The organism is Mesorhizobium sp. M0894, assembly GCF_040319725.1.
In the GTDB taxonomy this organism is placed as follows: Bacteria; Pseudomonadota; Alphaproteobacteria; order Rhizobiales; family Rhizobiaceae; genus Mesorhizobium.
In genome coordinates, this window is the sequence record NZ_JAMYOG010000015.1 from 41,823 (window position 1) to 55,388 (window position 13,566).

General features: G+C 61.7%; 15 protein-coding genes and 1 pseudogene. 10 read left to right on the forward strand and 6 right to left on the reverse strand.

Translation table 11 applies throughout. The annotated features are described in order from the left end of the window. Positions 1 to 18: 18 nt before the first annotated feature. The 4 genes and pseudogenes from NKH91_RS24575 to NKH91_RS24590 all read right to left on the reverse strand — a co-directional run. Positions 19 to 784: pseudogene (locus NKH91_RS24575) on the reverse strand (ABC transporter permease); the annotation flags it as partial. A 145-nt stretch (positions 785 to 929) separates the two neighbouring features. Beyond that, positions 930 to 1,550 (reverse strand): nitrogen fixation protein NifQ, encoded by a 621-nt coding sequence (locus NKH91_RS24580; protein WP_502897205.1) that lies wholly within the window; start codon positions 1,548 to 1,550, stop codon positions 930 to 932. Between the two features lie 360 nt (positions 1,551 to 1,910). Beyond that, positions 1,911 to 2,102 (reverse strand): ferredoxin, encoded by a 192-nt coding sequence (locus tag NKH91_RS24585; RefSeq protein ID WP_352705440.1) that lies wholly within the window; start codon positions 2,100 to 2,102, stop codon positions 1,911 to 1,913. A 41-nt stretch (positions 2,103 to 2,143) separates the two neighbouring features. Then, positions 2,144 to 3,361, reverse strand: coding sequence for a cytochrome P450 (locus NKH91_RS24590; RefSeq protein WP_352811411.1), 1,218 nt, complete (start codon positions 3,359 to 3,361; stop codon positions 2,144 to 2,146). A gap of 318 nt (positions 3,362 to 3,679) precedes the next feature. Between NKH91_RS24590 and NKH91_RS24595 the strand changes: the two genes are divergently transcribed. Then, entirely contained in the window at positions 3,680 to 4,027 is a 348-nt protein-coding gene (locus NKH91_RS24595) for a hypothetical protein (RefSeq protein WP_502897199.1), read from the forward strand. Positions 4,028 to 4,231: 204 nt separating this feature from the next. Here NKH91_RS24595 and NKH91_RS24600 read toward each other — a convergent pair whose 3' ends face one another. Together NKH91_RS24600 and hemP are read right to left on the reverse strand one after the other, a co-directional pair. After that, positions 4,232 to 5,299 carry a hemin-degrading factor gene (locus tag NKH91_RS24600; RefSeq protein ID WP_352811408.1) on the reverse strand — a complete coding sequence of 356 codons (1,068 nt, stop codon included), beginning with the start codon at positions 5,297 to 5,299 and terminating at the stop codon, positions 4,232 to 4,234. Between the two features lie 32 nt (positions 5,300 to 5,331). Then, positions 5,332 to 5,436 (reverse strand): hemin uptake protein HemP, encoded by a 105-nt coding sequence (gene hemP / locus NKH91_RS24605; protein ID WP_023678236.1) that lies wholly within the window; start codon positions 5,434 to 5,436, stop codon positions 5,332 to 5,334. A gap of 588 nt (positions 5,437 to 6,024) precedes the next feature. Here hemP and NKH91_RS24610 point away from each other — a divergent pair. The 9 genes from NKH91_RS24610 to NKH91_RS24650 all read left to right on the forward strand — a co-directional run bounded on the left by NKH91_RS24610 (position 6,025) and on the right by NKH91_RS24650 (position 13,401). After that, on the forward strand, positions 6,025 to 6,345 hold the full coding sequence (locus NKH91_RS24610) for a HesB/IscA family protein (protein WP_023678237.1): 321 nt from the start codon (positions 6,025 to 6,027) through the stop codon (positions 6,343 to 6,345). 264 nt (positions 6,346 to 6,609) lie between these two features. Next, the gene (locus NKH91_RS24615; protein WP_352811405.1) at positions 6,610 to 6,855 is read left to right on the forward strand and encodes a NifU family protein; all 246 of its coding nucleotides are present in this window, start codon (positions 6,610 to 6,612) and stop codon (positions 6,853 to 6,855) included. After that, on the forward strand, positions 6,806 to 8,023 hold the full coding sequence (nifS, locus tag NKH91_RS24620; protein WP_352811402.1) for a cysteine desulfurase NifS: 1,218 nt from the start codon (positions 6,806 to 6,808) through the stop codon (positions 8,021 to 8,023). The genes NKH91_RS24615 and nifS overlap by 50 nt, the downstream gene beginning before the upstream one ends. Next, on the forward strand, positions 8,020 to 9,228 hold the full coding sequence (gene nifV / locus NKH91_RS24625) for a homocitrate synthase (RefSeq protein ID WP_352811399.1): 1,209 nt from the start codon (positions 8,020 to 8,022) through the stop codon (positions 9,226 to 9,228). Before nifS ends, nifV begins: the two co-directional genes overlap by 4 nt. Beyond that, the gene (gene nifW / locus NKH91_RS24630) at positions 9,225 to 9,605 is read left to right on the forward strand and encodes a nitrogenase stabilizing/protective protein NifW (protein ID WP_352503026.1); all 381 of its coding nucleotides are present in this window, start codon (positions 9,225 to 9,227) and stop codon (positions 9,603 to 9,605) included. The genes nifV and nifW overlap by 4 nt, the downstream gene beginning before the upstream one ends. A 188-nt stretch (positions 9,606 to 9,793) precedes the next feature. Beyond that, complete coding sequence (locus NKH91_RS24635) at positions 9,794 to 10,645, forward strand: electron transfer flavoprotein subunit beta/FixA family protein (protein ID WP_352811396.1); 852 nt, start codon at positions 9,794 to 9,796, stop codon at positions 10,643 to 10,645. Positions 10,646 to 10,663: 18 nt separating this feature from the next. Next, complete coding sequence (locus NKH91_RS24640) at positions 10,664 to 11,773, forward strand: electron transfer flavoprotein subunit alpha/FixB family protein (protein WP_352811394.1); 1,110 nt, start codon at positions 10,664 to 10,666, stop codon at positions 11,771 to 11,773. Between the two features lie 9 nt (positions 11,774 to 11,782). Beyond that, the gene (locus NKH91_RS24645; RefSeq protein WP_352811497.1) at positions 11,783 to 13,090 is read left to right on the forward strand and encodes an FAD-binding protein; all 1,308 of its coding nucleotides are present in this window, start codon (positions 11,783 to 11,785) and stop codon (positions 13,088 to 13,090) included. A gap of 11 nt (positions 13,091 to 13,101) precedes the next feature. Continuing rightward, a complete protein-coding gene (locus tag NKH91_RS24650) occupies positions 13,102 to 13,401 on the forward strand; it encodes a ferredoxin family protein (RefSeq protein WP_023678245.1) in 300 nt (99 codons plus the stop codon). Positions 13,402 to 13,566: the final 165 nt, after the last annotated feature.

The window sequence follows — 13,566 nt, forward strand, 5'->3', positions numbered from 1 at the left end:
CATGGCGACCTTCGCCGCCAGACAGGCGAACCTCGCCGGCACCGGTTTCCATTTGGCGACGATGAGCGCTGCCAGCGCGATGGAATCCTTGGTGGCGGTCATATCCTTCACGAAGCCGGCATTCTGGGCGAGCGACAGCTACGCGCCGGCCATGCCCGTCAGAACGCCGGTGAAGATGCCGCACGATAGCGCAGCCAGGTCACCGAAATGCCAGTGGTCTCAACGGCGGCCGGATTTTCGCCGACCGCGCGAAGTCCTAGGCCGAGCGGGTGCTAAACAGCACCAACCAGGTAGATGGCACCATCAGGGACGCGACATAGACCAGCAGCGAATGGCCCGTAGATCAGCTCGGGATAGACTGGCCCGAGCACCGGCACGCCGCGCACCGCTTCGGCGCTAGGCACAACGATCGAATCGCGAGTCTTCAGAGAGCGACGGCGCGCGCCCTGCTGGAACCAGGCCTGGCGAGAATGATGGTGGAGCCGGCAGCAATGAAATTGATGGCGACGCCGAAGACAATCTGGCCGCCGCGATGGGTGATCCAGGCGAAACCGTGCACTAGCGCGAAAAACCCACAGCGGTGGCTACGGCGGCGCCCAGGCCGAGCCTGTAACCGCGGCCGCCAAGGCGCCGCAAAGGCGCCGGCCAGCATCTTGCCCTCGATCCTGATGTCGAAGACGCCGGCCCGCTCCGAATAGAGCCCGGCCAGGCAGGCGAGCAGCAACGGCCCGGAGAACACCATTTGCTCGGCGGCGATGGTGCGGGTCGGGTCCTGCACCGCCATGATGACGGCGTCCGCCGAAGCGAGCATCGCGAGCAATCGGACAGCAGGCACAGCATTCAAATCCTCGAAGGCGTCCGTCGACATTAGACAAGAGACATATGGCGCGGCGCGAGCGCTGGGGCTGTACGACTGACGAAAGCGGCTCTCAATCCGAGGCGATGCCGTTCTTGATCCGTGTGAGGCGGCTTTCGCCTTCCTCCGGGCCGAAGCAGTTTTCGAAGTCATTGCATTCCCGGCAACTGGGCGCGCTGCACAGCGAAAAACCTTCGGCCTCGCAGAGCTTGCGGTAAAAGTATTTCTTCCATTTCATGTTTTGGGTGTTGCCGGCCGCCAGCGTCGGAAAATGCGAGGCGAGCAGGCGGCCGAGGTCGGTTCGATTAAAAAGGCCAAGGTCCTGCCAGAGATGGTCATTGCGCATGGCACGCCGGGCGATGATCTTGGCGAAGCGAGCGCTCGCCGGGTCGCCCGGCCGGGCATGCGCCAGCAGCAGTCCGCGCAGAAGTTCTTCCTCCAGGTCCGGCTCGGGCTCGCTCACCTCTTCCAAGGCAAACGCGTTGATAGGAATAGCAGGGAAACAGCGGGCCAGGACATCGCGCAGCTCGGCGCGCGAAAGGCCGGTTGCCTGCGTCGCCGTCGCCTCGCCGGCCTCGATCTCCTCGAGCGCACGTGAAAGCACACAGGCAAGCACATGCTGGTCGAACCTCCTCTCCAGCTCGATCTGCGCCCATCGGCCGGTGCTGAGCCGGGCATGGTGTTGGGCAAATATGGTGCCGTTCTCCTGGTTTGTCCTATCAAGTCATGCAGCGACCCGGCCGGCCGCAACATGGGTCGGGCAGTTCTTCGGGTAGAGGCAGTCGCGGATCGTCTCGCGGTCGAGTAGTGCGGTAATTTTCGTCTGGTCCATCGGCTCTGTCGCAAATTCTGTGATTGGAAGAGGTGTGTCGCGAACCCCCGCCGTGCCGTTTGCGCCTCATGGGGAACACCTCGGCGCCGGAAGTGCCCCCGCGGAGTTGGACGTGGACCGTGCTGGGACAGAGGTCGCATGCCGTCCTTTCCAGTGCGGCCACATGGTCGACCCCATTCAAGCCCGCCAGACTCTCGGTTGAATGACGTCTGATTCAAAGCGTCAGCGGGTGAGTTCCAGCGCACGTTCAGGACAGCATCGCGCGCCTCGCGATGCAGGCAGCTCCTCCCCTTCCGCAACTTCAATGTCACCAGGCAGGATATAACCCTCGTCATCAAGCTTGAAGATGTCCGGCGCTTGCGCCGCGCATCGCGCGTGACCCTGGCATTTGGCATTTTGGACGATGATGCGCATGGCGCTGCCTCCATTCTCTGTGCCCCGGCTTGGGGCGGGGCCTAGGACCAGTCCAGGATCAAATTTTCGATCCCGAATACATGGCCGCCAGAGGTTATGGGTGCCGTACCCTGCTTGATCCTGAAAGCCGGGATGCGCGCCAGCCACTCCTCCAGGCCAACGACAATCTCCCGCCGGGCAAGGTGTGAGCCAAGGCAACGGTGGGGACCATACCCAAAGGCGGCGTGGCGGTTGTCCTCCCGCTCCAAATCGATCGTGTTGGGGCATTCGAATTCCGCCGGGTCACGATTGGCAATCATGGTGGCGCAGGAAACATAGTCCCCCTTCCGGATCGGCGCGCCTTCGAAGTCGATATCTTTCGTTGCCACGCGGATCAACTGAACGGTCGGATAGACGCGCAGCAATTCTTCGGCCGCGAGCACGATCCGGTCCGGTTCGCTCCGCAGCAATTGCTGATCTTTGAGGTTGCGCGCGAGGTAGGCCAAGTCAAAGCCTATAGCTGCTGCGACCGTGTCGAGCCCAGCGACGAAGACAAGCACGCCGATGCCGCGGACTTGGGTGTCCGTCAGCCGGTGGCCCTCGACCTGTGCCTGCACGATAAAGGTCATGAAATCGTCAACCGCCTCCTCGCACCGCATGGCTGCAAGTTCGTCGATGAATGCCACGATCATCCGGGCCGCCGCCGGGCGTTTCACATCGTTACCGTGTAGCAGATCTTTCCCCCAGCCGACAAATGTGTCGAGTCGGTGATCCGGCAGCCCCAGAAAGCGAAGGAAGATGCTCACCGCGAAAGGAAATGCAAAATCCTTCATGAGGTCGCAGCTTGTGCCCGACGCGGCGATCCTTTCGATCAGCTCGACCGCCCGTTCGCGGACAGCCGGTTCCAAAGCCATCACCCGCTTTGGCGAAAGCAGCGGATTGAGTAGTGAGCGAAAAACGCCATGGGCAGGCGGATCCAGTTCAAGCGGGATCATCGGCCAGTTTTCGCCAAGCGCGGACGCGAAGATGCTGCGATGGCTCGAAAACGTTTCGGCGTCCTGCAGCACCCGGCGCTGGTCACTGGCGCGAGTGATGACCCAGGTACCCCGCCCATCGCGCGTGTTGCAGCGCGAATAGAAGATCGGCGGCCCGGCATGTACGCAAGCGACGGCTGCTTGCGGATCCCCGTTGGGCGTCGGTGACATCCCTGGTGACGTAAACAGGCTGAAGTCCCTCACCATTTCGGGCGGGACATGATCTGGAACGGGGTTGGTCGCCATTTTGCTTTCTCTACATTGGCGTTCATGGCTCGATTGAGATTGCACCGCTGTTCATAAAGTCGATTTCCAGCATGGGTACGTCTCTTGTCGGGCGCCTTCTAGATTCTGTCGCCCGATACAGCCCACCTGCACCAGCGCGGATGAGATCGAAGTCAATCAGAAGGGGCATCTCCGCCGCGCTGCGGTCATGAAGCAAAGCCGCCGCTTATCAAGTTAGGGTTGAGAGTCTGGCCAATCACCGCTGAGCTCCGTGACGCACTGCTGACGCCCTGCTGATCAAATTGTCAAAGCAAGTCGCGTGCCGGATAGGCGTTACCCATGGCGCTGCACCAAGCGATGCCAGCCTGCACTGGGCCCGCCGCCGCTAAGTTGATGATCACCTGTCGATCATTCTTAGGACAACGTCCGACAACCGACATCCACGGTCGGTTTTGTCGAGTCCGCGACATCGGGCTGTTCGGCCTGGCTGCTGCTGCACTGCCTTCCTGCCGACGAGCGAGGAGATCGCTCGCACGGCCCGGATTGAGCAACGACGCGATCCAGCGCAAGGATCGGGTGCGGTCCGACAATACCCGGCGGCGCTTGCGCGCGATGATCGAAATTATCAACAAGGTCGAGCCGCGCTTCGTTGTGTCGCTCGCAGCCGCTGCAAGGATTTCCGGCTAGACGGCGATGCACTCGTGCGCAGCGGTCCGGCCGACGACGAGCTTGACTGTATCGATGCGGTCAATTCCGGCGTGCACCCTGACCGTCCGTATGCGCTACGACGGCAAGCTCTATCGCACATGGACCTATATTTCCTCGCGAGCCGCTGTCGGAACGTAGTGCCGAGTCCTATGGCGGCCGGTTCAATCCGAGGGCCTGTCGGCTCTACACATCCCTGTCGGTCGGACCGGGAACGCGTGGCAGACTCTCGGCCAGAAACCGCCAGTCGCTGCGCTCGCGTTCGCCTTCCTTGCGCGTGCCGAAGAACTGGATGATCATCTTGCCGTCGGCGCCATAGGCTTCAATGGACGTGACGTGACCGTCCCTCGTCGGCTTGCGCACGGCCCAGACCTCGCGGATGTGATGGGTCCTAAGATGCAGATGGAAGGTCTCGTCGAGCACATTGATCCGCGGCCCGATCTGCTTGACGGACTTGATCGGGCCGGAATGGATCTGGATACAACCACGATTGCCGACAAAGCACATGATCGGCATCTCGTCTTCGGCAGCCTGTTGGAACAGGGCGCCAACGGCATCATTGTCGAGCAGCCAGGCGTAATCCTCGTCGGCCATACGCATCGCCTGGCAGCGGCTGAGCTTCAGTGTCTTCAACATATGGTGGAACTGATGCACGTCGCTCAGCCGGCTCCAGTGCTCGCGTAGGTCGTCGACCGTGGCGGCTTGGTCTGGACTCACTGCGTTATCGCGCGCCCCGCTCGCCTCGATCGATATGATCGGCTCCTGGTCGGAGGATACGAGCTCTGCCGCCAAATCCTGATAGGCGTGCAGGTTCGAGGCGGGCCTGAGATGTACTTTGTGCATCGCCGCGCCGGTGGCATCAAAGAATTGCAGGCTGCGGCGGATCTCGGCTCCCTCGCGCTTCTCGACGGCGAAGCCATACGCCCACGCTTTCCGGAAAATGCGCAGGTCGATGTCGTCGCCGAGCACCATGGCATGCTGGTTGCCGGTGACCACTTTGTCGTAGACGCCGATCTTTTGGTGCACGGCACTTTCGTTGCGGGTGAGCGCCATCACCTCGCCCACAGCTTCGAGGCCGGTCAGCAGATCATCGACGCGCGGCTCGATGCGCACCGCGCCGTGACCACAATGCGCCGCAACCAATTCGGCTTCCGAAATGCCCAATCGAGCGGCGAGATCATGCTCCCGGATTTTTGGATTGTCTTCGCACGCCCGCCGGATTTCGTCCGGCGACGGTTTCTCGCGCTGGTCCATGTCTTACCCCTGCTTCCACCTACGTGTGAGGATCAGCTGCCCTGCCGGTGAATCTTCAGCCGATAGGGCGCGCCGTAATGCTCGACCCTGATCTGCTGCTGGCCCGTGAACAAAGTGTCGCTGGACAGCGTGCGCACGTCGTCGCACCCGCGCGAAAACCGGGGGTGCTGTCGGAGCGGCGAGACCCGAGTGACACGAGCAGGCACATGCCGACGGAATCCCATCGAGCCGGTCGGCGGCCACTGGGCGGTGGTGAGCGATTGTGGGTGTTGTCGCAATCTGCCAATCGGGCATTCGGATGCCACGGGCGGCGCTGCTTTGCCAAACAAAGCGTATCTGACCCAGTCCTGACATTTTGCTCCCTTGCTTCGCCCCATCGACCGCGAGGGCACCCCGACATGATTGTGGATCGGCAGTCTCTTGCCGCCTCGCCAAATGGAGCTTCAAAAACCGTGCCAGTTGCGCCGAAGCAAGCTCAGAAGAAGTCTTCTGTAATGGTCATTGCTTTAATGTGAGTTCAGCCAACAACTCAGGCCCAACATCCCCTGTGGCGGACCCGACAAACCCGACAGTACGTGTCGGTTGGCCGACACCTTCGCAGCAATGGACTCACAAGAACCACCGCAGTGTCAGAGATGCCGCGCTGTGTTGAAACATTTTTTCGCTTTGGCACGGTGCATGCAACGTGATGCGCAAGCAGGTCCCGGACTGAGGAGAATGGAGCCATGATTACGCTCACCGACAACGCTGTTGCCGCCATCAAGACTGCTCTTTCCCGCGCCAGCGAGCCGGCGGAAGGCTTTCGCATCATGGTCCAGGCCGGCGGCTGCGCCGGCTTCAAATACTTAATGGGCCTGGAGAGCGTGTCGCGCGAGGGCGACGCGATCACCGAGACAGATGGGATCAAGCTGTTCGTGGACGCGGGCTCCCAACCGCATGTCGCCGGCATGACCGTCGACTTCCTCACCGGGCTCGAATCTTCCGGCTTTGTCTTCGATAACCCCAACGCGCGCGAGAAGTGCGGCTGCGGCAAGTCCTTCAGTTGATCGCCCGAAGCGCCTGTGCGGGTCCATGAAGCGATTGCCGCCGACGGACTCATTTGCGGCAGAGGAGGCTTATATGGCCGGCACAACAGATGTCCCTGTCCTCAAGAATAAGGCAAGGTTGAAGCCGATCTTGGGACCGGCAATCGCTTCAGGTAGGATGCAAAGAACGTCGCCTCCCGAAACAGTTCGGTTCCTGGTGGCACCCAAGCTGCTGGCGGCCAAATCGCGCCGCTGCGCCAAATTCGGCTTATCGATAACGTTGTCGTGTTCGGGCGTCCTTACCTGCGGGCTGACGGCGGCGACTGCGGACTTGTCCATGTCGACGCCGATCCAGTCTACGTCAAACTCTCGGGCGTCCGCGCCGGCTGCCAGTTCGGGCCCATCATCATCAACGGCATACGCCAGAGGCTCAATGAGGCGGTCGCGCGCTCGCGTCATTCCGGTCAACTGAGGATCGCACATGATACCTGTCTACCTCGACAACAACGCAACCACACGGGTCGATCCTGAGGTCGTGCAAGCGATGTTGCCGTTCTTTAGGGATCAATTCGGCAACCCTTCGTCGGCGCACGCTCTTGGCGCCTCAGTCAGTGCGGCGGTGGGAAAGGCGCGGAGGCAGTTGCAAGCTCTGATCGGCGCGGAGTTCGACGATGAGATCACCTTCACCTCGGGTGGGACAGAAAGCGACAATGCAGCGCTTCTTTCGGCGCTCCAGGCGGCGCCCAACCGAACCGAGATCGTGACGTCCGCGGTCGAGCATCCCGCCGTGCTGACGCTCTGCGCGCATCTTGAGAAGACCCGCCGCGTCAAGGTGCACAGGATCCCGGTGGATTGCCGTGGCCGGCTCGACCTCGACGCCTATATGGCCGCCCTCACCCCACAGGTGGCAATCGTCTCGATAATGTGGGCGAACAATGAGACTGGTGTGATCTTCCCCGTGGCCAGGCTTGCCGAGTTGGCCAAGGAAGTGGGCGCCCTTTTCCATACCGATGCTGTGCAGGCGGTCGGCAAGCTTCCGATGGACCTGAAGTCGACCGCAATCGACATGCTGTCGCTCTCCGGCCACAAGCTGCACGGGCCGAAAGGGATCGGCGCGCTTTTCGTAAAACGTGGCGTCAATTTCCACTCGCTGATCAAGGGGGGGCACCAAGAACACAACCGGCGTGCTGGCACCGAGAATACGCCCGGCATAGTCGGGCTCGGCATGGCGGCCGAACTCGCCTTGAAATTCATGGACGACGAGACCACACGGGTAAAGTCGCTCCGCGACCGTTTAGAGGACGGGATTCTCCAGCGCATCCCAAGCACCTGTGTCACTGGTGATCCCCTGGAACGGTTGCCCAACACCGCAAACATCTCCTTCGAACATGTCGAAAGTGATGGAATTCCACTCCTCCTCAGCCGCGTGGGCATCGCGTGTTCCTCCGGCTCCGCCTGCACCTCCGGCTCTCTGGAACCGAGCCATGTCCTGAGCGCGATGAAAACGCCACACGCGGCAGTCCGCTTCTCCTTGGCGCGGGACAACGGCGAAGCGGACGTCGACCGGGTGCTCGAGGTCATGCCGGCAATCGTGGAGAAGCTGCGTGGCTTTCCCAGTTCTGGGCCGGGTAAGCGAAGCTCCGAAGACGTTCAATCCGGTCTGTGCCTGGGCGGCAGCAGAACAGGCTACCGTTCATGACCCGTCATGTCTTTCTCAACGATACGACCTTGCGCGATGGCGAGCAGGCGCCCGGCGTCGCCTTTACCACGACGGAAAAGCTGGAGATCGCCGAGTCTCTTGCGGCGGCCGGCGTCACAGAGATCGAGATCGGCACGCCGGTCATGGGCGCCGACGAGATCGAAACAATTCGCGCCGCGGTCGCGCGGCGTCTCCCGGTTCGGCTCATGGCCTGGTGCCGGATGACGTCGCTGGATCTCGATGCAGCGATCGAGAGCGGCGTCCACGCCGTGAATCTATCGCTGCCTGCGTCGGACATCCAACTTGCCGCCAAGCTCGGCCTCGATAAGGCGGGAGCGCTCCAGGTCATCGAGCATATGGTCAGGCGCGCAGCCGCCGCCGGCTTCTTCGTCGCGGTGGGCTGCGAGGATGCCTCGCGGGCCAATCGAGATCATCTCGCCCGCGTCATCGAGACGGCTGCACGCGCCGGCGCAAGCCGCGTCAGGCTAGCCGACACAGTCGGCGTTCTCGACCCGTTTTCGACCTTCGAACTTGTCGCCCAGCTCGTGGCGCAGTCTCCAATCGAACTTGAATTTCATGCGCACAACGATCTCGGACTTGCTGCCGCCAACACGCTTGCCGCGATCCGCGCAGGCGCGCGCCATGCGTCCGTCACCGTCCTGGGGCTCGGCGAGCGTGCGGGCAATGCCGCGCTGGAAGAGGTGGCCGCCGCGATGGCGGTCCTCGACGGCGCGGATACCGGCATCGAGCTGACCGCATTGCCCGACCTCGCCGCCCAGGTGGCTTGGGCCGCCCGCCGGCAAACCGCGGCCATTAAACCGGTCGTCGGCGCCGATGTTTTCACGCACGAATCCGGCATTCACGTCGCAGGGTTGCTGAAGGACTCGCGTACTTATCAGGGGCTCGATCCAGCTCTCGTGGGCCGCTGCCGGCGTATCGTCATCGGCAAGCATTCCGGCGCTACTGCGATTGCCCATGTGCTGAGCGAAAGCGGTCGCGATCTCGACCCGGATCTGGCAGCCGCGATGGTGGCCCGCGTCCGGCGCGAGGCGGCCGAGACCAAATCGACCGTCACTGCAACTCAACTGGTCGAGCTCTACGATGGAATGTGCAGCGAGGCATCCCTCGCGGAGCTGTGCGGGTCCAGGTCAGCCGTTCGCGAGCGCACCGACGCCACAGTTTTGCGACCAGGGAGAATGCAATGAATTGTTCCGCTGACAGCCGCCCCATCGATGTCACCGACATCCTCGCACGACTGAAGCGCCTGTCGGCTGCGGAGGAGTTCTTCGCAGTCCTTGGCGTCTCCTATGATCCGAAGGTGCTGAATGTCTCGCGGCTCCATATCATGAAGCGCGTGGGCCAATACCTTGCCGAAGAAGATTTCTCCGGTCTGCCCGACCAGGTGATTGCCGCGCGGGTGCGCGCGACGCTCGAACGCGCTTACGAGGACTTCGCGGTTTCCTCGCCGCTCACCCATCGGGTCTTCAAGGTGCTCAAAGACCACGATCCAAACAAACCTGCCACGCCGGGCCGCACCTTTGTCCCGTTCGACTCCGTACTGAAGCGGTTCGGACAGGAATGACCGCGACACGGGTTGCGACGCGACAATGTCGAGAAGCCGACAAACCCAGTCATCACCAAGCGCCCTCAGAAGCAACCAAGTGAAGTTCTAGGAATAGGGGGCAGCGCAAAACAGTTGGCACGAATGATGCAAACCAAGGAGATGAACCGCCAAGCCCGCATCCGGACAGGAGCCTGGAGAAACCGCCAATGCACATCGTAATCTGCGTCAAGCAGGTGCCGGACTCGGCACAGATACGGGTCCATCCGGTGACGAACACGATCATGCGCCAGGGTGTTCCGACCATCATCAACCCTTACGACCTGTTCGCCCTCGAAGAAGCCCTCAGACTGCGCGACGCCTATGGTGGCGAAGTCACCGTGCTCACTATGGGTCCGCCCATGGCAGAGGACGCGCTGCGCAAGGCGCTCGGTTACGGCGCCGACCGAGCGGTGCTCTTGACCGACCGCTATTTTGCCGGCTCCGACACGCTGGCGACCTCGTTCGCCCTTTCCCAGGCAATCGCGAAGGTTGGCGAGACGTTCGGCACGCCAGACCTCGTCTTCACCGGCAAGCAGACGATCGATGGCGACACCGCCCAGGTCGGGCCCGGCATCGCCAAGCGCCTCGGACTCCTGCAGTTGACCTATGTCGCGAAGATCGCCTCTATTGACCTTGCTGCGCGCGAGATCAAGGTTGAGCGCCGCTCCGAAGGCGGCACACAGATGCTGAAGAGCAGGCTCCCTTGCCTGATCACCATGCTGGAAGGCACAAACGAGATCCGCCGGGGCTCGATCCAGGACGCCCTGTGCGCCGCGCGCAGCCAGGTCTTGAAATGGAGTGCGGCCGACGCCGGCATTGAGGATCTCACCAAATGCGGCCTGCGCGGTTCACCGACGGTCGTCAAGCGCGTTTTCGCCCCTCCTGCGCGGGCGGAAAAGGCGGCAAAAATCGACACCGCCGAGATGGCCTTGCGCGATGTCGCTGACGAACTCATCACGGCAATCTTCACCCGCCAGCCGGCATTGGAACATGAGCTCGCCTTCAACGGCGGCGCGTGAGAGGGCAAGGATCAGACGATGTCGAACGCGAACCGAGAAACGCCTCGCCCTGCCGCCGGCCGTGCCGGCATAAAGAAGGAGCTGCCCGCGCATTTCAAGGACTACCGGCACGTTTGGGTTTTCATCGAGCTCGAACGCGGCCAGGTTCATCCCGTATCATTCGAACTGCTCGGCGAAGGTCGCAAGTTAGCCGACAAGCTTCAGGTCCAGCTTGCGGGCGTCGTGCTCGGACCGCCGGGAGAGGCCATCGGGAACGCCGTTCCCGAAGCCTTCGCTTATGGCGCCGACCTTGTCTATATCGTCGAGGCGCCGCTGCTCGCCGACTATCGGAACGAGCCATTCACCAAGGCGATGACGGATCTGGTCGATACCCACAAACCCGAGATCCTTCTTCTCGGTGCCACCACACTCGGCAGGGATCTTGCCGGCTCCGTGGCGACGACCTTGCAGACAGGGCTCACGGCCGACTGCACCGAACTCGATGTGGATACCGACGGTTCGCTCGCCGCCACCCGTCCGACTTTCGGCGGTTCCTTGTTGTGCACGATCTATACGCTGAATTTCCGACCCCAGATGGCGACAGTGCGACCGAGGGTCATGCCCATGCCGCAGCGAGCGGATAAACCGGTCGGGCGTGTCATCCGGCACAAGCTCTCGGTAGCCGAGGACGAGATCGTTACCAAAGTCCTGGGCTTCCTGCCGGATAGTCAGTCGGCAAAGGCAAATCTTGCCTATGCCGACATCGTGGTTGCGGGAGGCCTCGGTCTTGGAGCGGCGGAGAACCTGCAGCTTGTGAAGAATCTCGCGCGGGCAATTGGTGCCGAGCATGGCTGTTCGCGCCCGTTGGTCCAGAAGAGCTGGATGCCGGCTGATCGGCAGATCGGCCAAACTGGCAAGACCATCCGGCCGAAGCTTTACATAGCGGCTGGGATTTCCGGCGCCGTCCAGCACCGGGTTGGCGTCGAGGGGGCGGATCTCATCGTGGCCATCAACACCGACCCGAACGCGCCGATTTTCGATTTCGCTCACCTCGGGATCGTCACCGACGCGATCCGCTTCCTGCCCGCACTGACGGAAGCCTTCACCCGGCGGCTGTCGCCCCACAGTCGCGATAAGCTTGCGAGCTAAGGGATGGACATGATTGAGGAAAAATTCGACGCCATTGTTATTGGGGCCGGCATGTCCGGAAACGCAGCTGCTTACACCATGGCCAGCCACGGCCTGAAGGTGCTGCAGTTGGAGCGGGGTGAATATCCAGGCTCCAAGAATGTCCAGGGTGCCATCATGTACGCGAACATGCTGGAGAAGATCATCCCGGATTTCCGGGACGATGCGCCTCTCGAGCGGCATTTGGTTGAACAGCGGCTTTGGGTGATGGACGACACATCCCATACCGGGATTCACTATCGGTCGGACGACTTCAATGAGGCGAAGCCCAACCGCTACACGATCATTCGTGCCCAGTTCGACAAGTGGTTTTCGCGTAAGGTGCGCGAGGCCGGCGCGACGGTTCTGTGCGAGACGACAGTGACGGAACTCATCCGTGACGCCAAGGACAGGGTGATCGGCGTCCGCACAGACCGGGCCGGCGGAGCCATTTACGCGGACGTGGTCGTCCTCGCAGAAGGTGTCTGTGGACTGCTTGGCACGCGGGCCGGCCTGCGCGAGATGCCGAAGCCGCAAACCGTGGCGCTCGCCGTCAAGGAAATGCATTTCCTGCCCGAAGAGGTCATTGAGCAGCGGTTCGGCCTCAAAGGCGATGAAGGCTGCGTGATCGAGGCGGTGGGCACGACCTCCCGCAGCATGGCCGGGCTCGGCTTCCTCTACACCAACAAGGAGTCGATCTCACTGGGCATTGGCTGCCTCGTCTCCGATTTCGCCGCGATGGTCGAGAGCCCTTACGTCCTCCTCGACGCCTTAAAAAGCCATCCTTCGATCCGGCCGCTGATCGCCGGCTCGGAAGTGAAAGAATATTCCGCGCATCTCATTCCCGAAGGCGGCTACAAGGCTATTCCGCAGCTCTTTGGCGACGGTTGGGTCGTGGTAGGCGATGCCGCGCAACTGAACAACGCCATTCACCGCGAGGGTTCGAACCTCGCCATGACCTCCGGCCGCATCGCGGCTGAGGCAATCGTCGAGGTCAGCAGCCGTAACGGTCCTATGACCAAACGGAATCTCGCCCTCTACAAAGCCATGCTGGACAAGTCCTTCGTGGTCAAGGACCTAAGGAAATACAAAGACATGCCGGCCTTGCTCCACACCAATTCCTGCAATTACTTCACGACTTATCCGCGGTTGATGTCGCAAGCCGCGCAGAACTTCATGCGTGTCGACGGCACGCCGAAGATCGAGAAGGAAAAGGCGACCACGGCGGCCTTCATCAAGGCGCGCTCGCGCTGGGGGCTGGTCAGCGACGCGGTCCGCCTTGCATTGGCGTGGCGCTGAGGGGAGACGAAATGACGATCGCAGTGACGAAGTCACGTGTCGAGGACAAGCTTTACCAGAACCGCTACTTGGTGGATTCCGGCCGTCCGCATATCAAAGTGCGACCGCACGAGAGGCCAAGCGCGAACTTGCTCGCGCTGACCCACGTCTGCCCGGCGAAATGTTATGAGTTGAACGACAAAGGTCAAGTGGAGATCACTGCCGACGGCTGCATGGAGTGCGGCACCTGCCGGATTTTGTGTGAGACCAGTGGCGAGATCGAGTGGAACTATCCACGCGGCGGTTTCGGAGTCCTCTTCAAATTCGGATGACCGACGCACGCACGTATCAAGAGGGTTAGTCTTGGTACACCTGAGGTCGGGACCAAGGCCAAGTCTATCTTTGGTGGAATGGCCTCGCAACGAAGAGAAGCTCGTGAATACTGTGCTTTCAGAATTGAGATACAAAAGGAGGAGCACTCTGGACGACAACCCCTG

Bases quoted from the DNA above. Each gene is read 5' to 3' on its own strand.
- NKH91_RS24610 (WP_023678237.1), top strand. From the start codon at position 6,025: ATGATTACGCTCACCGACAACGCTGTTGCCGCCATCAAGACTGCTCTT.
- NKH91_RS24635 (WP_352811396.1), top strand. From the start codon at position 9,794: ATGCACATCGTAATCTGCGTCAAGCAGGTGCCGGACTCGGCACAGATA.
- NKH91_RS24650 (WP_023678245.1), top strand. From the start codon at position 13,102: ATGACGATCGCAGTGACGAAGTCACGTGTCGAGGACAAGCTTTACCAG.
- NKH91_RS24590 (WP_352811411.1), bottom strand. From the start codon at position 3,361: ATGGCGACCAACCCCGTTCCAGATCATGTCCCGCCCGAAATGGTGAGG.
- NKH91_RS24640 (WP_352811394.1), top strand. From the start codon at position 10,664: ATGTCGAACGCGAACCGAGAAACGCCTCGCCCTGCCGCCGGCCGTGCC.
- NKH91_RS24645 (WP_352811497.1), top strand. From the start codon at position 11,783: ATGATTGAGGAAAAATTCGACGCCATTGTTATTGGGGCCGGCATGTCC.
- nifS (WP_352811402.1), top strand. From the start codon at position 6,806: ATGATACCTGTCTACCTCGACAACAACGCAACCACACGGGTCGATCCT.
- NKH91_RS24595 (WP_502897199.1), top strand. From the start codon at position 3,680: ATGGCGCTGCACCAAGCGATGCCAGCCTGCACTGGGCCCGCCGCCGCT.
- nifV (WP_352811399.1), top strand. From the start codon at position 8,020: ATGACCCGTCATGTCTTTCTCAACGATACGACCTTGCGCGATGGCGAG.
- nifW (WP_352503026.1), top strand. From the start codon at position 9,225: ATGAATTGTTCCGCTGACAGCCGCCCCATCGATGTCACCGACATCCTC.
- NKH91_RS24585 (WP_352705440.1), bottom strand. From the start codon at position 2,102: ATGCGCATCATCGTCCAAAATGCCAAATGCCAGGGTCACGCGCGATGC.
- NKH91_RS24600 (WP_352811408.1), bottom strand. From the start codon at position 5,299: ATGGACCAGCGCGAGAAACCGTCGCCGGACGAAATCCGGCGGGCGTGC.